The following is an 18,064-nucleotide window of genomic DNA, read 5'->3' on the forward strand; positions in this document are numbered from 1 at the left end:
ATAGGGTAATGTATAAGCGAAAGAGAGCAGCCAAACTATTTTTCCGAGTAAGCGAGCTTATTACAATTAAGTTTATCTCTAAAATTAAACCGATCTATTTTTAATAAATAGTCGGTTTTCGAAGTAGGAGCTCTTCCAAAGCACTTGCTTTCATCATTATATTTTAGGTCTTGTCCGATTATCGCTAGCCATTTACATTGCCTAGCGTATCATCAAAAAAACTATTCAGACGAGTAAAGTATCACTATGGCTAAAAATAAAACATGTTAAATATTGAAGTTTGTGAAAAAGCACGCTTAAGCCGCGATGCTCGTTTTGACGGTAAGTTTTTTACTGCGGTTTTAACCACAGGTATTTTTTGCCGCCCTATTTGCCCCGCTAGAGCACCAAAGCCTGAAAATGTCACTTACTATGAGAGCGCCGAACTAGCACAGAAATCAGGCTTTCGCCCCTGTAAACGTTGTTTTCCTCAACTTGCGCCAAGCTTACCGCTACCAAGAAAAATAAAACAAATCAGCCAAGCTTATTATGAAAACAGTTACAGTTTACAAAAATGCGCTCAACAACTTGATATTAGCGAAAGACAAATTCATCGTATTTTCACCCAGTATTATGGCCTGTCACCAAGTGAGTTTTTTCATCAACAACGTTTATTACTTGCCCACAAACTACTTATAACAACATCATTAAGCATGACAAATATTGCTTTTGCTTCTGGTTTTAATAGCATACGACGTTTTAATGAAGTTATTCTGCAAACTTACAAGGTAACACCTAGCGAAATCAGAGGTAAAAACATCACAAACACTGATAACCAAGTCATAATATTATTACCCTATAAAGCACCTTTTGATTGGCCACTTATGCTGAGCTTTTTTCAGTCAAGAAAAATGAGTAATATTGAAGAAATTAGTGCTGAGTATTACTTTCGCACCATAGAGCTTGACGACTGTCGCGGTTGGTTAAAGGTTAGTCAACACGAAAGTAAAAATGCCTTAAACTTAACCGTTAAGCTAACCGACTACAGCTATTTACACCAAGTTATTGTGCGTGTTCGCCGTATGTTCGATTTAGATGCTGACATGCAAATTATCCATCAACATTTAGCAAAGCACCCTAAACTAGCGGCAGTTATTGAACAAGTTCCGGGGTTACGCCTACCTGGCTGTTGGGATATTTTTGAATTTTCTATTCGAGCTATCTTAGGCCAACAAATATCAGTAAAAGGTGCAACAACTCTGGCCCAACGCATTGCGGAAAAATATGGAGATAATGTTGCTGATAGTGAGTCTGCGGGTAAAGGCAAGCCGCGCAAATATTTCCCAAGTATTAATGCATTACTCGATGTTAATTACCAAGATATTGGATTAACTCGCTCTCGTATCGCCACTTTACAAACTTGGGTTAGCTATTTTCAGGCTCAGCAAAGCATATTCACAAAGGGCTTAACTATTGAAGAGCTTGAAATAGCCTTAACAAAACTTAAAGGTATTGGCCCTTGGACAGTCAATTATATTGGCATGCGTGGCTTAAGTGATCCCGACGCTTTTCCAAGTGCCGATTTAGGCATCATTAAAGCCTTAACATACGATGAAATTAAACCTAAAAACAAAGATATATTAACCTTAGCGGAAAGCTGGCGACCTTGGCGTGCATACGCAGCTATATATTTATGGCAATCTCTAGCAGCTAAAACCTAAACTATTCAACGCCCGTTTAGGCTAATGATCAGGAAACTTTAAATGTATTATTCTACGTACCAGTCACCATTAGGTGAAATAGCTTTAACAGCCAATGACCATGGTTTAAGCGCCTTAGCATTTCAAACCGGCAAGTCTCCTATTTCCTTTGCTGGATTGAGCCAAGATAACAGTAAGTTCACTGAGGTCATCGAACAGTTATCCGAATACTTTAGCGGCACTCGCAAGCACTTCGATATCCCTTTAGCACCAACAGGAACTGCTTTTCAAAAAAAAGTTTGGCAAGCATTAACCGAAATTCCCTGCGGTGAAACCAAAAGCTACGGCTGGATTGCTAAAAGTATTAATAATGAAAAAGCGGTGCGCGCAGTTGGTACAGCAAACGGTGCTAATCCAATTGCGCTTATCGTCCCCTGTCACCGTGTTATTGGTAGTAATGGCAAATTAACAGGTTATGCTGGGGGCCTAGCTTTAAAAGCAAAATTATTAATGCACGAAGGAGCGCAGTTTAAACCATAGTCACTCATAATTTAGAACAAGTTAGCAGCACAAGGTTGATGTTCGCTCATTCAACACTTGTATAAACGAAAAGTCATGTAACCCACATCAAGCACTGAGTTGGCCATAGTTTGCAGTTTTATTTTTAAACATCTAACGTGAATTAATGGCCACTAAAAACCTTAACTGTGTGCAAAAAATACTGTTATCATGGCGCGGTATTTTTTGACTCTACTTGGGTATTATTGTTTTGGAAATCATCGTTGTAATCGCAGTTTTATTCTTAATTTGGTTGATATGGCAGTTTATACGCGCCAAACGTTTCACCCAATTTAAGCGGCAAATTTTTCGAGAGCTGAAACCTAAAGTTATCGAAAGTATCGTGGTAGAAATGGCTGAAACTCGCGACGAAAAATTACCGAATAGCCCTGCACACCAAGAAGCGACAATACATTATTGGAGCGCATCTGCAGGCCGAATTCTACAAGCGGCATTAAAGCGAGAGATTATTGATGAACAGTGGCTGAAAGAGACAGGTAATTTGCGCAATACGCAGCACTTGTTTCATATTGAACGAGACAAGTTACACCGATAACCTGCCACAAAGTTATCAGAATAAAAATATAAATTAATCAAGGTGGTAAGTTATACCACCTGAATAAATTTCAGTTAGCATTAGCTAATACGACTAAATTGTAAATCCCAAACACCATGACCTAAGTTCTGACCACGGTTTTCAAATTTAGTTAACGGGCGAGAATCAGGGCGCGGCACATAATCATCATTTGATGATAAGTTTTTATAGCCCGGTGAAGATTTCATATCTTCTAGCATGCATTCAGCATAGTTTTCCCAGTCAGTCGCCATATGAAAAACGCCACCAATTTTAAGTTTTTGGCGTATAGCTTCAACAAAGCTTGCTTGTACAATGCGACGTTTGTGGTGCTTCTTTTTATGCCATGGATCAGGAAAAAACAATTGCACAGTTGTTAGTGACTCAGCGGGAATACAATCAGCTAAAACCTCAATAGCATCATGTTCATATACTTTAAGATTGTTAACGCCTTCTTCCTGCGCTAAAGCGATACAAGCGCCTACGCCTGGACGATGAACTTCAACACCAATAAAATTCAATTCAGGCGCATTTTTAGCCATTTCAACTAATGACTTACCCATGCCAAAACCAATTTCTAATACCACTGGGTTGTCGTTGCCAAACAAAGTACTAAGATCAAGCAAACCATCTTCATGGTTCAGCCCCATAGTATCCCAAAACTGCTCTAAAGCTTTTGCTTGGCCATTAGTCAGACGACCTTCTCGCTTAACAAAGCTGCGTACTTTTCTAATGTACTTACCTTCTTGTTCTGCTTGCTCAATAGTTTTATGGGTTCTTTCAGTCATAGTCGTTCTTAAAGAAAAATCAGGGCGCATATTATCCACGTTTAAACAAATAAATTCAAACACAAAGAAGTTGTAGCTTGAAGATTGTCTATTCTGACTTTCTAGTCTACAACTATAATAGATATATCAGTTTAAAATGAGACACTTGTGATCAATTGGCTAAATAGCATTTCAATAAGAAAAGCACTTATAGCGGTAATTTCCGCTTCCCTTATAACACTATCTGTTGTCAGCATAGCGCTTAACAATAGTATTTTTGCCACCGTTTTTGAAACGAACATAGAACAGGACATATTACCTAACCAGTTAGCCAAAGTTGAAGCACGTATCAGAGCACAACTCGGTACGCCACTAGAGTTAGCTCGGTCAATGACACAAAATAAATATTTAATTGACTGGGCAATGGCTGACGAACCTGCAAGCGAACAGCAGCAAGTAGTCAATTTTTTACAACACATGCAACAGCAAAATGATGCGGTAACGGTTTTTTGGGTCTCAAATATCTCAAATAATTATTTTAATCAGAGCGGTATTTTAAAAAAAATCACCCGACAAAATGATCCATGGTTTTATCAGTTTCTACAGCAAGAAAAGCCATTCCAAATTGTTTTTGATTTCGAAGAAAATACAGGAAAATTAACTACCTTTATTAACTACAAAGTACAACACCAAGGCAAAGATCTAGCCATTGCGGGCATCGGCTATGAAGTTGATGAAGTGAGTGCAAATATTTTAGCTAATAAAGTCGGAGAAAACGGTTATGTATTTGTCAGCGACTATCAAGGTAACGTCATTATACATCCAGAATTAAACAACTTACCAAGTACCAAACTACAGCAATTCGATGGCTTTGATAGCGCCGCGAGCAAATTACTTACTGATGACGCTAACTATGTGTTTGATACCGTACGTTATAACAATGACGACTACTATGTTGCCAGTGTTGGTATGCCTGAACTCAATTGGAAAGTGATCGCCATGCTGCCAAAAGCGGAGCCATTATCAAAAATTTATGCCGCACTAAGCAAAACAGCTCTGCTGAATTTAGTCATTGTGATCGGCTTTATTTTTCTTATGGTACTCATGGCAAACCGTATCACTAAGCCGATAGTGCAAATCGGCGATAGATTACTTGATATGGCTGGAAAAGGTGGTGATTTAACCCAACGATTAGATGACAGTAAATCCAATGAGCTTGGGCTACTGGCTAAAGGCTTCAATGCTATTCTTAGTAAAGTGCAAGATATCATGATAGAAATTAAGCAAGCAGAAGAAGTAATGACCACATCTTTTGAACAACTAAGAACAATGGCGTTAACCGTTAATAGTTTAGTGGCAAGCCAACAAATTGAGTCAGACTCTGTGGCAACTGCAACTAACGAAATGAGCCATAGTATTCAAGAAGTTAGCGAACTTGCCGGTAATACCGCGAGTAAAACAGAAACATCTGAGCAACAAATTAGCGTTTCTAATCAAAGAGTTGATGAATCTAGCGAAGTGATGCTGAAATTACAAGAAAGTAACCGAACTACCCAAGATAAAATTACAGAGTTAGCGCAACAAACACAAACCATAAGCTCAGTAATAGAAACCATCAGCAGTATTTCAGAGCAAACTAACTTACTTGCACTCAACGCTGCTATTGAAGCTGCGCGAGCTGGCGAACAAGGCCGAGGTTTCGCTGTTGTGGCTGACGAAGTACGTACATTGGCAGGCCGAACACAGAACTCGACTCAAGAAATTAATGAAGTTATTCAACGTTTACAAGCACAAGCAAATGAAACGGTTACCGCCATGAAAGAAAACACCAAACTGGCAACCGAGGGCTTAAGTAAAACCAATGATGCAAAACTGGTGTTAGGTGAGGTTGTATCGGAAATAAAAGAAATCACGTCGATGAATGTACAAGTTGCAGGCGCAACTCAAGAGCAATCGAGTGTGATCAATGAACTTAATCAAAATGTCACTAAAATTGCTGATATGGCGACAGAAATATCAGCGCTATCTGAAAGCACCGCATTGGTGATGAATGAGCTAGACATACAAAAACATCAGCTGCAAAGTTTAGTATCGCAATTCAAAACAGAATAAATAAAGCGTAGTTGAGGTATAGGGAATTAGATTGTAGAAAATTAAAGTGTAGATAATTCAGCGCTAAATAATAAGTGCTAAATGCAGCGTAGGTTAAAAATTCAAGCTAGTAAGCCACTAGCTTGAGTCCTATTTAACCGCGGCTAAATAACTATTCTGCCCACCAAACATCATACAACGGGCTGACAGTAACTGAACTTGCGCCATTATCAGTTAACCACTTCTCAACTAATTGGCGATGCTCTTCAGTACACTTACCCAGTTTTTGTGTACACACTAAACCGTGCCATAACGTATCACCTTCGCCACCGAAGCCTAAACCATTTGGATCAATCGCTTCATCAAAAAATTTTGATAGAAAGGCATCAACCGTTTCATTATCAGCGCCATCTTCAAGCTTCCAAGCAATATCGAAACCTAATTCTTGATATTCATCAACACGTAATTTTTTACGTAAACGGTTACTACGATTTTTTGCATCTACTTTCATATTTAATTCCTTGCGGCTTGGTTTAAACCAAACACTGACTGATTACTCTGTGCGAGAGCATAGTGGCAATAGAAATTTTTGCAATGAAAATCTAAGCTTTATTCGCTACACTGTCGCCGTTATGACAAATAAAACTACTATATCAGCCAAATCTGCCCAAGCATTCAGCGACCAAGTCTTATCATGGTTTCAGTTGCAAGGCAGAAAACACTTGCCATGGCAGCAAGATAAAACACCTTACCGTGTCTGGATTTCAGAAATTATGCTACAGCAAACACAGGTAGCAACGGTGATCCCCTATTATTTACGGTTTATGACCAGTTTTCCCAACATTACCGCTTTAGCCGATGCTGATGAAGATACAGTACTTCATCACTGGACCGGCTTGGGCTATTACGCTCGGGCACGAAACTTACATAAAACTGCAAAAATAATTAGAGATAACTACCAAGGCAAGTTTCCTGAAGATATTGATGAAGTTATCGCACTTCCGGGTATAGGCCGCTCAACCGCAGGTGCCATATTAAGTTTGGCACTAAATAAGCATCACGCCATTCTAGACGGCAATGTTAAGAGAGTTTTAGCGCGTTGCTATAAAGTACAAGGCCATACAGGCCAAGCCATTTACGAAAAAACTTTATGGCCAATTACTGACACCTTAACACCTAAAGTTGGTGTAGCTCAGTTTAACCAAGCGATGATGGACTTAGGCGCTATGGTTTGCACTCGCTCTAAACCTAAATGTGAAGTTTGCCCTCTCAAGACAAGCTGTTTAGCCTTTGCTAGCGACGAACAAGCAAGCTATCCACAAAAGAAGCCCAAAAAAACTATTCCAGAAAAAAGCACCATTATGGTAATCCCCCGTGTTAACCAGCAAGTGCTAATGGAAAAACGCCCTCCTGCGGGTATTTGGGGCGGCTTATGGTGCTTTTTAGAGATATCAGACACCGACGAGCTAGCTAGCCTATTAAGCCAATTAAATCTTAAACAAACAGCTACCTTTGCTTTAGATAAGTTTCGCCATACCTTTAGCCACTTTCATCTTGATATAGAAGCGATAGTGGTTGACTGTGAGGTATTACCGGCAAAAGAAATTAGCGAAAATAGCACATTGCAGTGGTATAATTTAGCCACAACAGCGTCGGTGGGCCTAGCCGCATCAACGCAGAAATTAATTAAACAGCTAGAGCAATTACCTGTTTAATTTCATCATCTATACAAACCTTTATACAAAAGAGAATTTATTATGAGCCGTATCGTTTTTTGTCAAAACTTACAAAAAGAAGCCGAAGGTCTAGGCTTTCAACTTTACCCCGGCGAAGTAGGTAAACGTATTTTTGATAACATTTCTAAAGAAGCTTGGGGTCACTGGCAAAAAAAACAAACCATGTTAATTAACGAAAAAAAAATGAACATGATGAATCCTGATGATCGTGCATTTTTAGAAGCCGCTATGATCGATTATTTATTTGACGGTAAAGAGCCTGAAATTGAAGGCTACACCCCAGAAAAAAAATAACAGCGCTCGACAGTATTTTTGTTTCAATACTTATGGCTAAGCCTATTACTGAATTTACTGTGAAGACCATGACTGAGCTTAGTGCTGAACTTAGTACTGAGCTTAGTACCGAGTTAATCAACACAACTCAGCTTGCTTTACATCAGAAATAACAACGTCAATAACTAAGTTTTTTACAACAGCCTCAGTCGTTTTCATTATTACAACGGCTGTTGATATGATTAATCGTCGTTTTTTACCGCTTTTTATCGATAAAAATATTTTTTACACTGCCAATTGTAAACTTATCATCATTAACATTGGCATTTTTTATAAGCCATAAAAATAATAAATAATCATAAAAGTAGAAAAACTTAAGGTAAATCGTTTTATAAAAGCACAATCAGATGAAAAAACCGGCAAACAAACATTTATTTAAAAAAAAGGGTTGACGGGCTAAACGAAAAACAGTTTAATACGCCCCGTCTTCAAGGCACAGCCAAGAAGACAATGTACAAGACAATTATTATGATTGTTAACGTGCCTCGATAGCTCAGTCGGTAGAGCAGAGGATTGAAAATCCTCGTGTCCCTGGTTCGATTCCGGGTCGAGGCACCATTTACACTTTTAGCTTTTAAATAAGTTAAATGTAGAATCAACAAATTCCGATGTTGATTCGGTGCCAAGATAATTAATTCAATAGAATATAATTATCGCACACGTTTTCGTGTGCCGACTTAGCTCAGTTGGTAGAGCAACTGACTTGTAATCAGTAGGTCGCCAGTTCGACTCCGGCAGTCGGCACCATTCATAACGAAGCCTCAGCATTTATGTTGAGGCTTTTTTATTGACTAGTTTAATCTTCAGCAGCTACAGACTGATGAAGTACAAAAATATAATTGAATCAACTCTGTTGATTCGGTGCCAAGATAGTTAGTTCATAGAATATAATTATCGCACACGTTTTCGTGTGCCGACTTAGCTCAGTTGGTAGAGCAACTGACTTGTAATCAGTAGGTCGCCAGTTCGACTCCGGCAGTCGGCACCATTCATAACAAAGCCTCAGCATTTATGTTGAGGCTTTTTTATTTGCCCAAAACAAATTCATTCCTCAAGAAACTGGCACTGACTGAAATCAGTAACTCATATTAGACTAGCAGTTCAACGCCGGCAGTCGACATTATTCACTCAAAAAGAAAGAAGCGGCTACTGACTGAATAGCCCTTACCTACTGATAATTCATTGATTACTATCGTATCGTCCTTTCATAAAACAAAAAGCGGCAATATTAGCTAAAAATTTTCTTGTTATTTATTAAAGTTGCAACGATACTGTACAAAAATACAGTACCTTTTGAGTGTTATGAAAGTTATTCCAATCTATATAGAAGCAGGTGTTTCTGGTTTTGAGTCACCTGCAGCTGAATACAAAGAACTAGGTTTATCACTAGATAAGCTACTGATCCGCCATCCTAATGCTACTTTTATTGGTCAAGCTTCAGGTATTTCAATGCAGGGTGTGGGGATATTTGATGGTGATTTATTAATTGTTGATAGAGCGCTTACTGCACGAAATGGTGATGTTATTGTCGCTAATTATAACGGCTGCTTTGTTTGCAAAATAATTGATAAGCAGCAAGCCCGTTTACTGTCAGCATCTAAACACCATCAACCCGTAGTAATTTTACCCGGTGATGATTTTCAATTAGAGGGGGTTGTTACCCGTTCAATTCGACTACATCACCAAGCACCAGAATTAAAAGCATGTATGGCTTAGTTGATGCTACCTCGTTTTATGCTTCGGCTGAAAAGGTATTCGATCCTAGCATTCGCAATAGACCCGTTGTAGTTTTAACCAATAATGACGGCTGTATTTGCGCTGCTTGTCCGATTGCCAAGCGCCTTGGTATTCCTAAATTTACACCTTATTTCCAAATTAAAGACTTATTACACAAACATGGCGTTGTTATTCGTTCCTCAAATTACGAACTATATGCCGACTTGTCAGAGCGCATGATGACAGTGATAAGTCGATTTTGTGATAACCAACATATTTATAGCATTGATGAATCTTTTTTATATTTTAATAACTTCCATAAAACCATTACTCATTGGTATGACTATGGTCACCAAATAAGAAAAGCGATATGGAAAGAAACTCGCTTGCCTGTTGGCGTTGGCTTTGGCACAACCGCAACATTGGCCAAAGCAGCAAACCATGCTGCTAAAAAATTGTCAGGCTTCGATGGCGTGGCTGTAATTGACACAAAAAGCAGTGCATCAGCAGTATTACAACGCATGAATACAGCTGACGTATGGGGTATAGGTAACCGAATAACGAAAAGGCTCGCCCTACAAAATATTCATACCGCATTAGATTTAGCGAAACAAAACCCTAAAGATATTCGTCAGCAATTTAGTGTGGTAACCGAACGCACCGTAAATGAGTTAAATGGTATTAGCTGTTTATCTTGGGGTGATGTTAAGGAGCCTAAAAAAGAAATATTCTCAACCCGTAGTTTTGGCCAACGGATCAGTACTTACAGCGTGCTTAATACCGCATTAGCAAGCCATGCTGGTATTGTTGCTAAAAAACTGCGTCAGCAGTCATCACAAGTAAAAAAATTAATGGTGTTTGCAGCAAGTTCACCACACGATAATGATTACTATAAACAAGCCGTCGTTTATCCTTTTGCTATTCCTACCGATAACACCAGTCAACTCGCACAAGCAGTTTCGCTAGTTTTACCGCAAATATATCAATCGGGGGTTAATTTTTATCGTTGTGGCGTGGGCGCTATTGAGTTAACCAGTAATACATTTCAGCAAGGTGATTTATTTGATATTGATAATAACAATCCTGCACTGATGGAATGCTTTGATAACATTAACAAACGTTATGGAGCTGGTAGTATTAATATTGCGAGTGCAGGACAAACTCAAAAGTGGAATATGAAGCGGCACTTTCTTAGCCCACAATTCACCACCAATTGGCAGCATATCCCTAAAATAAGCTGCTAAAATAAATGATTAACATTAGCAGAGGGAAAATTATGTGCGGCAGGCTTAACGCGACTTTTGATGGTGGAGTGAGAAAGCTCTATACCAGTTTAAAAATCAATAAAGTGGTTGATAGGCCGATCGACAAGCATTTTGTCAAAGCGGCTGATACGGTTTCTATTGTTAGGGAAAAAGCTAATAGCCGTGTTGTTGAAAATGCTATTTGGTGGCTATTGCTAGATAGCACTGAAAATACCTTTAAACCCTCAAAATACACATCCTTTAACACCCGCTATGATAAATTAAGCACACCTAACAGTGCTGGTTATCAAGCTTACAGACACTCTCGCTGTGTTATTGCGGTAAAAGGTTTCGGCGAAACTGAATTTATCAATAAAAAGCCAGTACATTATTTTGATATGCAAGCCGAACATGGAGGGCTATTACTGGGTGGTTTATCTCGAGATTGGGTTAATAGCCAAACAGGTGAAGTAAAAACTTCATGTTCAGTGATCACCTTACCACCGCATAAGAAACTTACACATATTCACAGTAAAGCCATGCCGCTAATACTGCCACAAGACGAGACTATCATTGATCATTGGCTTGATAGCACATTTAGTGATGTTGAACGGTTTGCATCCTTGTTACAGCCTCATATTCCACAAAACTTGCTCGCTCAGCAAATAGATAAACCAATGAGCCATAAGCCGATTAATAAAGCTGAATTAATTCCATTAGATACCGAACAGCATGAACACCCTATGCGCTAAATGCAGTTACTAACATAGCGCCAAGTAGTATGAGTAACAAATAAAGCAGCCTGAATTAAGCAAAATAAACACAAAAAAACACCAAAGGTTAACATTGATGTTTTTTAGCATTTTGTTATTTAATATCCTCACTCAAGCTGCAACTATGCAGCTTGAATGACCAACAATGATTAAAATTGTTTTTTAAAGCGACGTGATGCTAACGCAATCATTGCTAAGCCAAAGATAACAAGTGTAGTTGGCTCTGATACTGTCACTGCTGATGACACTGGAGCGGTAACCTTCAACGCTATGTTGTTAAAACCTGCACCTTGATAAACCGACTCTGCACCATATACAACAAAGCCATTATTTACTGACGTTCCACTTACCCAACTACGCACAATGTCAGTTACATCAAGAGAGTAAGTATCAAAAGTATCAGTTTTGATATTATTTACCAATACCGCTGAATTGGTTGACAATCCCGCCATTTCAAATACAGGTAAAGTTCCTGCAACATTATCCCAAGTGCTGCTAACTTGTCCTAACATAACACTCATGTCATTGATTATATTTAAACGCTCAGAAAAGTCGGCTGAAAATAAAGCTGAAAAATCTGAAGCGTTAACTAAGTCTAAGGTCAATAAACTCACATCAAACTGGATAAAAGAAGCAATACGCTTATCTTTTTGGGATTTATCTCGACGCTCTCGAGCAATAACTTCATTATTAGCTAAGCCATTCACTGTACCTACTGAATTCTGATCACCGTCAAGTGACACGTTAACTATATAATCAGAAGAAATATTAATTAAACCTGCGTATGTATTTGGAACAATTGAGATCGAAAGCACTAATAGGCTAGCTTTTAAAGCGGCAATAATTTTTTTGGAATACAACATTGATTTTCCTTTAAACTTTTTCATTTAATGTAATGTGGTGCAAAATAAATAGTGATGCACACTGAATTAAGCAAAAATCAAACCAAAATAAAAAAACAACTAAATTTCATAAGCTTAAATATTTATACCAATATAACAAAATACATAGTGGAAAAAAATTTGACAAACGACAACTTATCAACCAGTTGAATTTATTACATAAAGTGCACTATAAGCATTAAATCAACTTACGAAAATGATAACCGAGAGATAAGCTAAGCCTGCATCAATATCGCACGAAAATACGAAAATATAATGAAACCTAGTGGCTGTTGAACCACATCACGCTACACATTTTATCAAACTAAAAAGGGTTTATACCTTTGCACATACCATGTAACGTAAAGTGAATTAAAAACCTCTCAATACCAAGGTTCTTCAGAAAGAATTATCAACATCCACCTTTAATACTTTGCTTAATCAATAATAATGCTCATAGAAAATTATTTTTTTTGTTGGACATTAAATCTAGCTTCAACTCTAATTCGCGCCAATTAACCATGCACAATGACCTTGTCATTATTGAATGCCAAGACAAAAGGAAACCCCATGAATAAAGATAATCTTGATCAAGCGCGTGCACACTACAACGTACGTCATTGGAGTCAGGGCTATTTCGGTATCAACGATACAGGTAATGTATATGTTGCGCCAAAGTTCGATAATCAAAATCACACAGTAAACTTAACCACTATTGCTAAAATAATCGAAGATAAAGGCTTAACATTGCCTGCTTTAGTGCGATTTCCACAAATAATTCATCATCGTATTCACAGCTTATGTGAAGCTTTTAATAAGGCGATAGAAGATTACGATTATCAGCAAAAATATTTATTGGTTTACCCGATTAAAGTAAATCAGCAACGTGAAGTTGTTGATGAAATCTTAGCCAGCCAGCATAACAAAGAATATACTCAACTTGGTTTAGAAGCCGGCAGTAAAGCTGAATTATTAGCCGTACTCGCCATGGCACAAAAAGTTTCATCAGTAATCGTTTGCAACGGTTACAAAGACCGCGAATACGTACGTTTAGCGCTGATTGGTGAGAAACTTGGCCATAAAGTCCACATCGTACTAGAAAAAATGTCTGAACTTGAAATGATCTTAAGCGAAGCAAAAAAATTAAATGTTGAGCCACGCTTAGGCATACGCGTGCGTTTAGCATCGCAAGGCAAAGGAAAGTGGCAAGCAAGTGGCGGCGAAAAGTCAAAATTTGGTCTGTCAGCTTCACAAGTGCTGAAAGTGGTCGAGATACTTAAAAAAGAAAATAGACTTGAGGCATTAAAGCTTGTGCATTTTCATCTAGGATCGCAAATTGCCAATATTAGAGATGTAAGACTAGGTGTGAGCGAAGCTGCGCGCTTTTACTGTGAACTTCGCCAGCTTGGCGCAGGTATTCTATGCATGGATGTCGGTGGTGGTTTAGCCGTTGATTACGACGGTACTCGCAGCCAATCACATAACTCAATGAACTACAGCTTAGCAGAATACGCCAATAATATTGTTCATACCATTGGCAATATTTGTAAGAGCTATGAGCAACCAATGCCAATGATTATTTCAGAATCGGGCCGCGCATTAACCGCACATCATGCCGTGCTTATTTCTAATGTTATTGGCGCCGAGTCTTATGAGCCAGAAGAAATGGCAGCACCAGTAGCTGAAGAATCAATTTTATTGAGCAATATGTGGCGCTCGTTAGAGCAGCTAAATAACCGCAACGATGACCGTGCCTTAATTGAAATTTATCACGACACACAAAGTGATTTAGCAGAAGTACACAGCCAATTTGCTATGGGATTATTAAACTTACCGCAACGCGCTTGGGCAGAGCAAATTAACTTACGCGTATGTTACGAATTAAATCAATTAATGGACGGTAAAAACCGTTTTCATCGACCTATTATGGATGATTTAACCAGCAAGCTAGCAGATAAGTTTTTTGTTAATTTTTCTTTATTTCAATCATTACCGGATGCATGGGGAATCGATCAGGTTTTTCCTGTCTTACCGTTAAACAATTTAGAAAAGTCACATGAAAAACGCGCTGTACTACTCGATATTACTTGTGATTCAGACGGTACAATTGACCATTATGTTGACGGACAAGGCATTGAAAATACCTTACCTGTACCAGCATGGACTGAAGACGAGCCTTATTTACTTGGCTTTTTCTTGGTGGGTGCTTACCAAGAAATTTTAGGTGACATGCATAACTTATTTGGCGACACCCACAGCGCCGTGGTGTTCGTTAATGACGATGGTGAAGCCGAAATTACTGAAATTAATGCAGGCGATACCGTAGAAGACATGCTGAGCTATGTGCATTTAGACGCAAAGTTATTTCAGCAGACCTATGCCGAACTTATCGACGCTAGGTTGTCAAAAACTGAAGGTGATGAAATCTTTAAAGAGCTAGTTGATGGCTTAAAAGGCTACACTTACCTTGAAGATCTTTAGAGATAATTGTGATGAAAAATATTTTCAAGCAAGTTGATGAGTCTATTTACTCCAATGCCATGACATTTTTACGTCAACCATTGCAGCAAAATCCTCTTTCATCATCGGCCGATATTGTCGTACTAGGTTTGCCATTTGATATGGCAACAACGGGACGTTCTGGCGCTCGTATGGGGCCAACAGCAATCAGACAAGCTTCTGTAAATTTAGCGTGGGAAGGTAAGCGTTTTCCGTGGCCATTTAGTTTATTAAAGCACTGTAAAATGGTCGATGCGGGAGACTTAGTGTTTTCACCTGGTGATGCAGCACACTTTTGCCAACAGGTTGAAACCGCTGTCGGCCAGTTACTCGACGCAGATAAAACCGTTTTGTCGTTAGGGGGCGATCACTTTGTCACCCTGCCAATACTGCGAGCTTATGCGAAAAAGTTTGGCACTATGGCATTAATACATTTTGACGCCCATACCGATACTTATAACAATGGTAGCTCTTATGACCATGGCACTATGTTTTATCATGCGCCGAAAGAAAAGCTGATTGATAGAGACAAGTCTATTCAAGTGGGCATTCGCACAAATTATCAAGAGTATAATCACGGTTTTTCTGTTATTAATGCCATGCAAGCCAATGATATGAGTGTTGATGAGATCAGTACTTTAATTAAAAGCCGAGTCGGTGATATGCCCGTTTATTTAACCTTTGATATCGACTGCTTAGATCCCGCCTTTGCCCCAGGCACAGGCACACCGGTATGTGGTGGCTTGAGCACAGACAAAGTACTAAAGGTTTTACGTGCTTTAGCGGGAATTAACCTGGTCGGCATGGATGTCGTTGAAGTGGCGCCAGCTTATGACAATAGCGACATTACCGCGCTAGCTGCAGCAACAATTGCCGTAGAGTTAGCGCATCTTTGGACAGTAAAGCATAAGCTGCCATAAACTAACGTAATCACATCACAGTGCTGGTAAGCTATTATAAGTAATTTTCCAGCACTGTTTTTAGTCGTGACACAAAAATTACGTATCACCAACGACATGTGCAAAACGTCATATCATTAAGTTAAAAACCCCTGCCGCCTAAATCGTCTACCTGTGTTTACCTCAAGCTTCATTCATTTTGTTTTACTTTACTTCAATCAAGTTCACTAAGCGCAATAAAATAATATTTCGGCATTAGCTAGGCTAACTCTAGGAACAACACGTTTTCATTAAAACTATAAACTATGGTTCATAATAAGCTGATACTATGAGATATTATGCGATATTAATTAAAAATAGCCGCCCATTCATTTAGGTACACCTTCATCAAATGGCTAGGCTAGAGAAAATAAATTATGGCGTTTTTATTACTGATCATTTATACCCAAACCACTTGAAAATGCAGGATTGTGCAAGTCGAAAAAGGGTTAGCACCAAGGCATTGATTGAAAGGAATGGTTGTTCCATTGTTAAAATCAATAACGCCGGAGATGACCCTTTATCGACTTGCCCTACGGGCGCTAAGCTAGAAAACCAGTGCAGCGTTGCAGCACTTGATAAGGGAATAACCATTATCTACGTGCTGTGCCTTGCGCTGATTTCCTAGCTTAACGCTGAAACTGCATTTTCAAGTAGCTTGGGTATATGTCTATTTAATTTGCGCTATGATGTTTTATGCAAGAAAACGCAGAGGATATAGCCATTTAAAACAAACCATCAGTGAGTTGGGTGAATCAGGCTCTCAATATGAAAAACAAGTTTCCTACATCATATTTTTACCTGTCGGTATCGGCTGCTTAGTTATTTCTTATGCTACCTATACCAGTAACTATCAAGCTGCTTTTTTATCAGGAGCTTTAGGTTTAAGCTATTTTTTAAGTGCTATTTTCCCTTGTGATCCAGGAACGCCATTGTCAGGCACATGGAAAAATGCCATACATAATACTGTTGGCGCTGTTTGCTATGTTGCAATGGCCTATCAACTCAATGAATTAATCGATAGCAATACTAGTAGCTTTATTGATATATCACTCTTCTTACTTTGTAGTTTTTTACTCATCTTTATTATTGGCTTTCCTAAGCAGGTTATCGGCCTAGCGCAACGTATTGCGGAAACAAGTATATTTTTCAGTATCGGTTTATTACTTGTAGATATCAGTGCTGCTTAGTAAGTATTTAACCTGAATTCTGGGTAATGAGTGCTTGATATTCAAGTGATTCAAAAGCTTAGGTGGCAAAGTAAATGCTATAGCAAGGTGAACATCACTAATAGACATCATCAATACTTCATTTTATGCCATTTCCAAGGCAAAACGTTGATCAATAGCGGGCTATTTATCGACGTTTTAACGCAGACAATGGGTTAAAACGGAGGATTGAGCAAGTGCTGCTTATCCAGAATTCAGGTTATTTATTACTGATACCAACAAAGCTAAAGCGCATGCGCTGTAAAAAACTGCTCAATCGCATCAACAACTTCTGATTGTTTTTCTTTGTGTGGTATATGTCCACAATCAGTAATAATTTCGGTTTGAGCAATACCTGAGACATTATTTTTAATATAACACGGAAAAGCCACTGAGCCATATTCGTCGTTAGCGCCATGAATGGCCAGCACCGGGCATTTTACCTTGGTAATACATCCCGCTAAATTCCAATTTGAAAACTCAGGCGACAGCCAAACATCTATCCACGCACTTAATACCCATTGTGTTTTCTTACCATGGTATTTCTCTAAACGTTTCATTTGCACTGGTTGGGCAAAAAATGCCTTAGCGTTACTAATGCCAGAGAGCGTCAGCTCTTCAACAAATGCTTGAGCTGATATCGTAATAGCGCCTAAACAATCAGGGTCATTGGCGGCAATAGTTATTGCCATAGCCCCACCAACACTGTGCCCAAGTAGTAAATAGTGACTTATTGAAAGTGCTTCTTTAATCAATGGAAAGTATATCAGTGCCTCTTCTTCAATAAAGTTAACCGACGGCAACTCGTTGCGGGCAAATGATCTTCCAAAACCTAAACGATCGTAAGCGATAACACGTCTAGATAAACGCTCAGACAAAATAGCAGGAAAATCTTTCCAAAGCTCAACACTGCCTAGCGAGTCATGAACAAGTATAAGAGCGGGCTTATCGTAAGCGTTTTCTGGTATCCATTGTTTGATATAAATTTCGCCATAGGGCGTTGCAATAAAGCGCGTATCAATCGCTATATTTTGCCTATTAATTTTGGGTGTTTTTTCCATATTGGC

At 38.8% G+C, this 18,064-nt stretch carries 16 protein-coding genes and 3 tRNA genes; 15 read left to right on the forward strand and 4 right to left on the reverse strand.

The features are described 5' to 3' along the window. Positions 1-263 precede the first annotated feature (263 nt). From B0169_RS07785 to B0169_RS07795, 3 genes are all read left to right on the forward strand, one after another. A complete protein-coding gene (locus B0169_RS07785; RefSeq protein WP_077285395.1) occupies positions 264-1,700 on the forward strand; it encodes a DNA-3-methyladenine glycosylase 2 family protein in 1,437 nt (478 codons plus the stop codon). 42 nt (positions 1,701-1,742) lie between these two features. After that, complete coding sequence (locus tag B0169_RS07790; RefSeq protein ID WP_077285396.1) at positions 1,743-2,219, forward strand: methylated-DNA--[protein]-cysteine S-methyltransferase; 477 nt, start codon at positions 1,743-1,745, stop codon at positions 2,217-2,219. Between the two features lie 229 nt (positions 2,220-2,448). Continuing rightward, positions 2,449-2,793 carry a hypothetical protein gene (locus B0169_RS07795; RefSeq protein WP_077285576.1) on the forward strand — a complete coding sequence of 115 codons (345 nt, stop codon included), beginning with the start codon at positions 2,449-2,451 and terminating at the stop codon, positions 2,791-2,793. A gap of 80 nt (positions 2,794-2,873) precedes the next feature. Here B0169_RS07795 and trmB read toward each other — a convergent pair whose 3' ends face one another. After that, a complete protein-coding gene (gene trmB, locus B0169_RS07800; RefSeq protein WP_077285577.1) occupies positions 2,874-3,599 on the reverse strand; it encodes a tRNA (guanosine(46)-N7)-methyltransferase TrmB in 726 nt (241 codons plus the stop codon). Positions 3,600-3,746: 147 nt separating this feature from the next. Between trmB and B0169_RS07805 the strand changes: the two genes are divergently transcribed. Then, positions 3,747-5,690, forward strand: a complete 1,944-nt coding sequence (locus tag B0169_RS07805; protein WP_077285397.1) for a methyl-accepting chemotaxis protein — start codon at positions 3,747-3,749, stop codon at positions 5,688-5,690. Between the two features lie 151 nt (positions 5,691-5,841). Here B0169_RS07805 and B0169_RS07810 read toward each other — a convergent pair whose 3' ends face one another. Further along, positions 5,842-6,180, reverse strand: coding sequence for a YggL family protein (locus B0169_RS07810; RefSeq protein WP_077285398.1), 339 nt, complete (start codon positions 6,178-6,180; stop codon positions 5,842-5,844). Between the two features lie 121 nt (positions 6,181-6,301). On the opposite strand from B0169_RS07810, the gene mutY reads away from it, so the two are divergent. From mutY to B0169_RS07850, 8 genes are all read left to right on the forward strand, one after another. Continuing rightward, a complete protein-coding gene (mutY, locus tag B0169_RS07815) occupies positions 6,302-7,384 on the forward strand; it encodes an A/G-specific adenine glycosylase (protein WP_077285399.1) in 1,083 nt (360 codons plus the stop codon). 42 nt (positions 7,385-7,426) lie between these two features. After that, complete coding sequence (locus B0169_RS07820; RefSeq protein ID WP_077285400.1) at positions 7,427-7,699, forward strand: oxidative damage protection protein; 273 nt, start codon at positions 7,427-7,429, stop codon at positions 7,697-7,699. A 521-nt stretch (positions 7,700-8,220) separates the two neighbouring features. After that, a tRNA-Phe gene (locus tag B0169_RS07825) sits at positions 8,221-8,296 on the forward strand. A gap of 113 nt (positions 8,297-8,409) precedes the next feature. Continuing rightward, a tRNA-Thr gene (locus B0169_RS07830) sits at positions 8,410-8,485 on the forward strand. Positions 8,486-8,650: 165 nt separating this feature from the next. Beyond that, positions 8,651-8,726: transfer RNA gene (locus B0169_RS07835), tRNA-Thr, on the forward strand. Positions 8,727-9,040: 314 nt separating this feature from the next. Then, positions 9,041-9,454, forward strand: a complete 414-nt coding sequence (locus B0169_RS07840) for a LexA family protein (RefSeq protein ID WP_077285401.1) — start codon at positions 9,041-9,043, stop codon at positions 9,452-9,454. Further along, positions 9,442-10,698, forward strand: coding sequence for a Y-family DNA polymerase (locus B0169_RS07845; protein ID WP_077285402.1), 1,257 nt, complete (start codon positions 9,442-9,444; stop codon positions 10,696-10,698). Before B0169_RS07840 ends, B0169_RS07845 begins: the two co-directional genes overlap by 13 nt. A 5-nt stretch (positions 10,699-10,703) precedes the next feature. Then, entirely contained in the window at positions 10,704-11,450 is a 747-nt protein-coding gene (locus B0169_RS07850) for an SOS response-associated peptidase family protein (protein ID WP_235838515.1), read from the forward strand. A gap of 170 nt (positions 11,451-11,620) precedes the next feature. Here B0169_RS07850 and B0169_RS07855 read toward each other — a convergent pair whose 3' ends face one another. After that, a complete protein-coding gene (locus B0169_RS07855; RefSeq protein ID WP_077285404.1) occupies positions 11,621-12,334 on the reverse strand; it encodes a PEP-CTERM sorting domain-containing protein in 714 nt (237 codons plus the stop codon). 588 nt (positions 12,335-12,922) lie between these two features. On the opposite strand from B0169_RS07855, the gene speA reads away from it, so the two are divergent. The 3 genes from speA (at position 12,923) to B0169_RS07875 (ending at position 16,979) form a co-directional block, all read left to right on the forward strand. Then, the gene (gene speA / locus B0169_RS07860) at positions 12,923-14,833 is read left to right on the forward strand and encodes a biosynthetic arginine decarboxylase (protein ID WP_077285405.1); all 1,911 of its coding nucleotides are present in this window, start codon (positions 12,923-12,925) and stop codon (positions 14,831-14,833) included. Positions 14,834-14,844: 11 nt separating this feature from the next. Further along, on the forward strand, positions 14,845-15,771 hold the full coding sequence (speB, locus tag B0169_RS07865) for an agmatinase (RefSeq protein WP_077285406.1): 927 nt from the start codon (positions 14,845-14,847) through the stop codon (positions 15,769-15,771). A gap of 704 nt (positions 15,772-16,475) precedes the next feature. Next, entirely contained in the window at positions 16,476-16,979 is a 504-nt protein-coding gene (locus B0169_RS07875; protein ID WP_077285408.1) for a DUF998 domain-containing protein, read from the forward strand. 263 nt (positions 16,980-17,242) lie between these two features. On the opposite strand, the gene B0169_RS07880 is transcribed toward B0169_RS07875, so the two are convergent. After that, a complete protein-coding gene (locus B0169_RS07880; protein WP_077285409.1) occupies positions 17,243-18,058 on the reverse strand; it encodes an alpha/beta fold hydrolase in 816 nt (271 codons plus the stop codon). Positions 18,059-18,064: the final 6 nt, after the last annotated feature.

This window comes from Cognaticolwellia aestuarii (assembly GCF_002000025.1).
Lineage (GTDB): Bacteria > Pseudomonadota > Gammaproteobacteria > Enterobacterales > Alteromonadaceae > Cognaticolwellia > Cognaticolwellia aestuarii.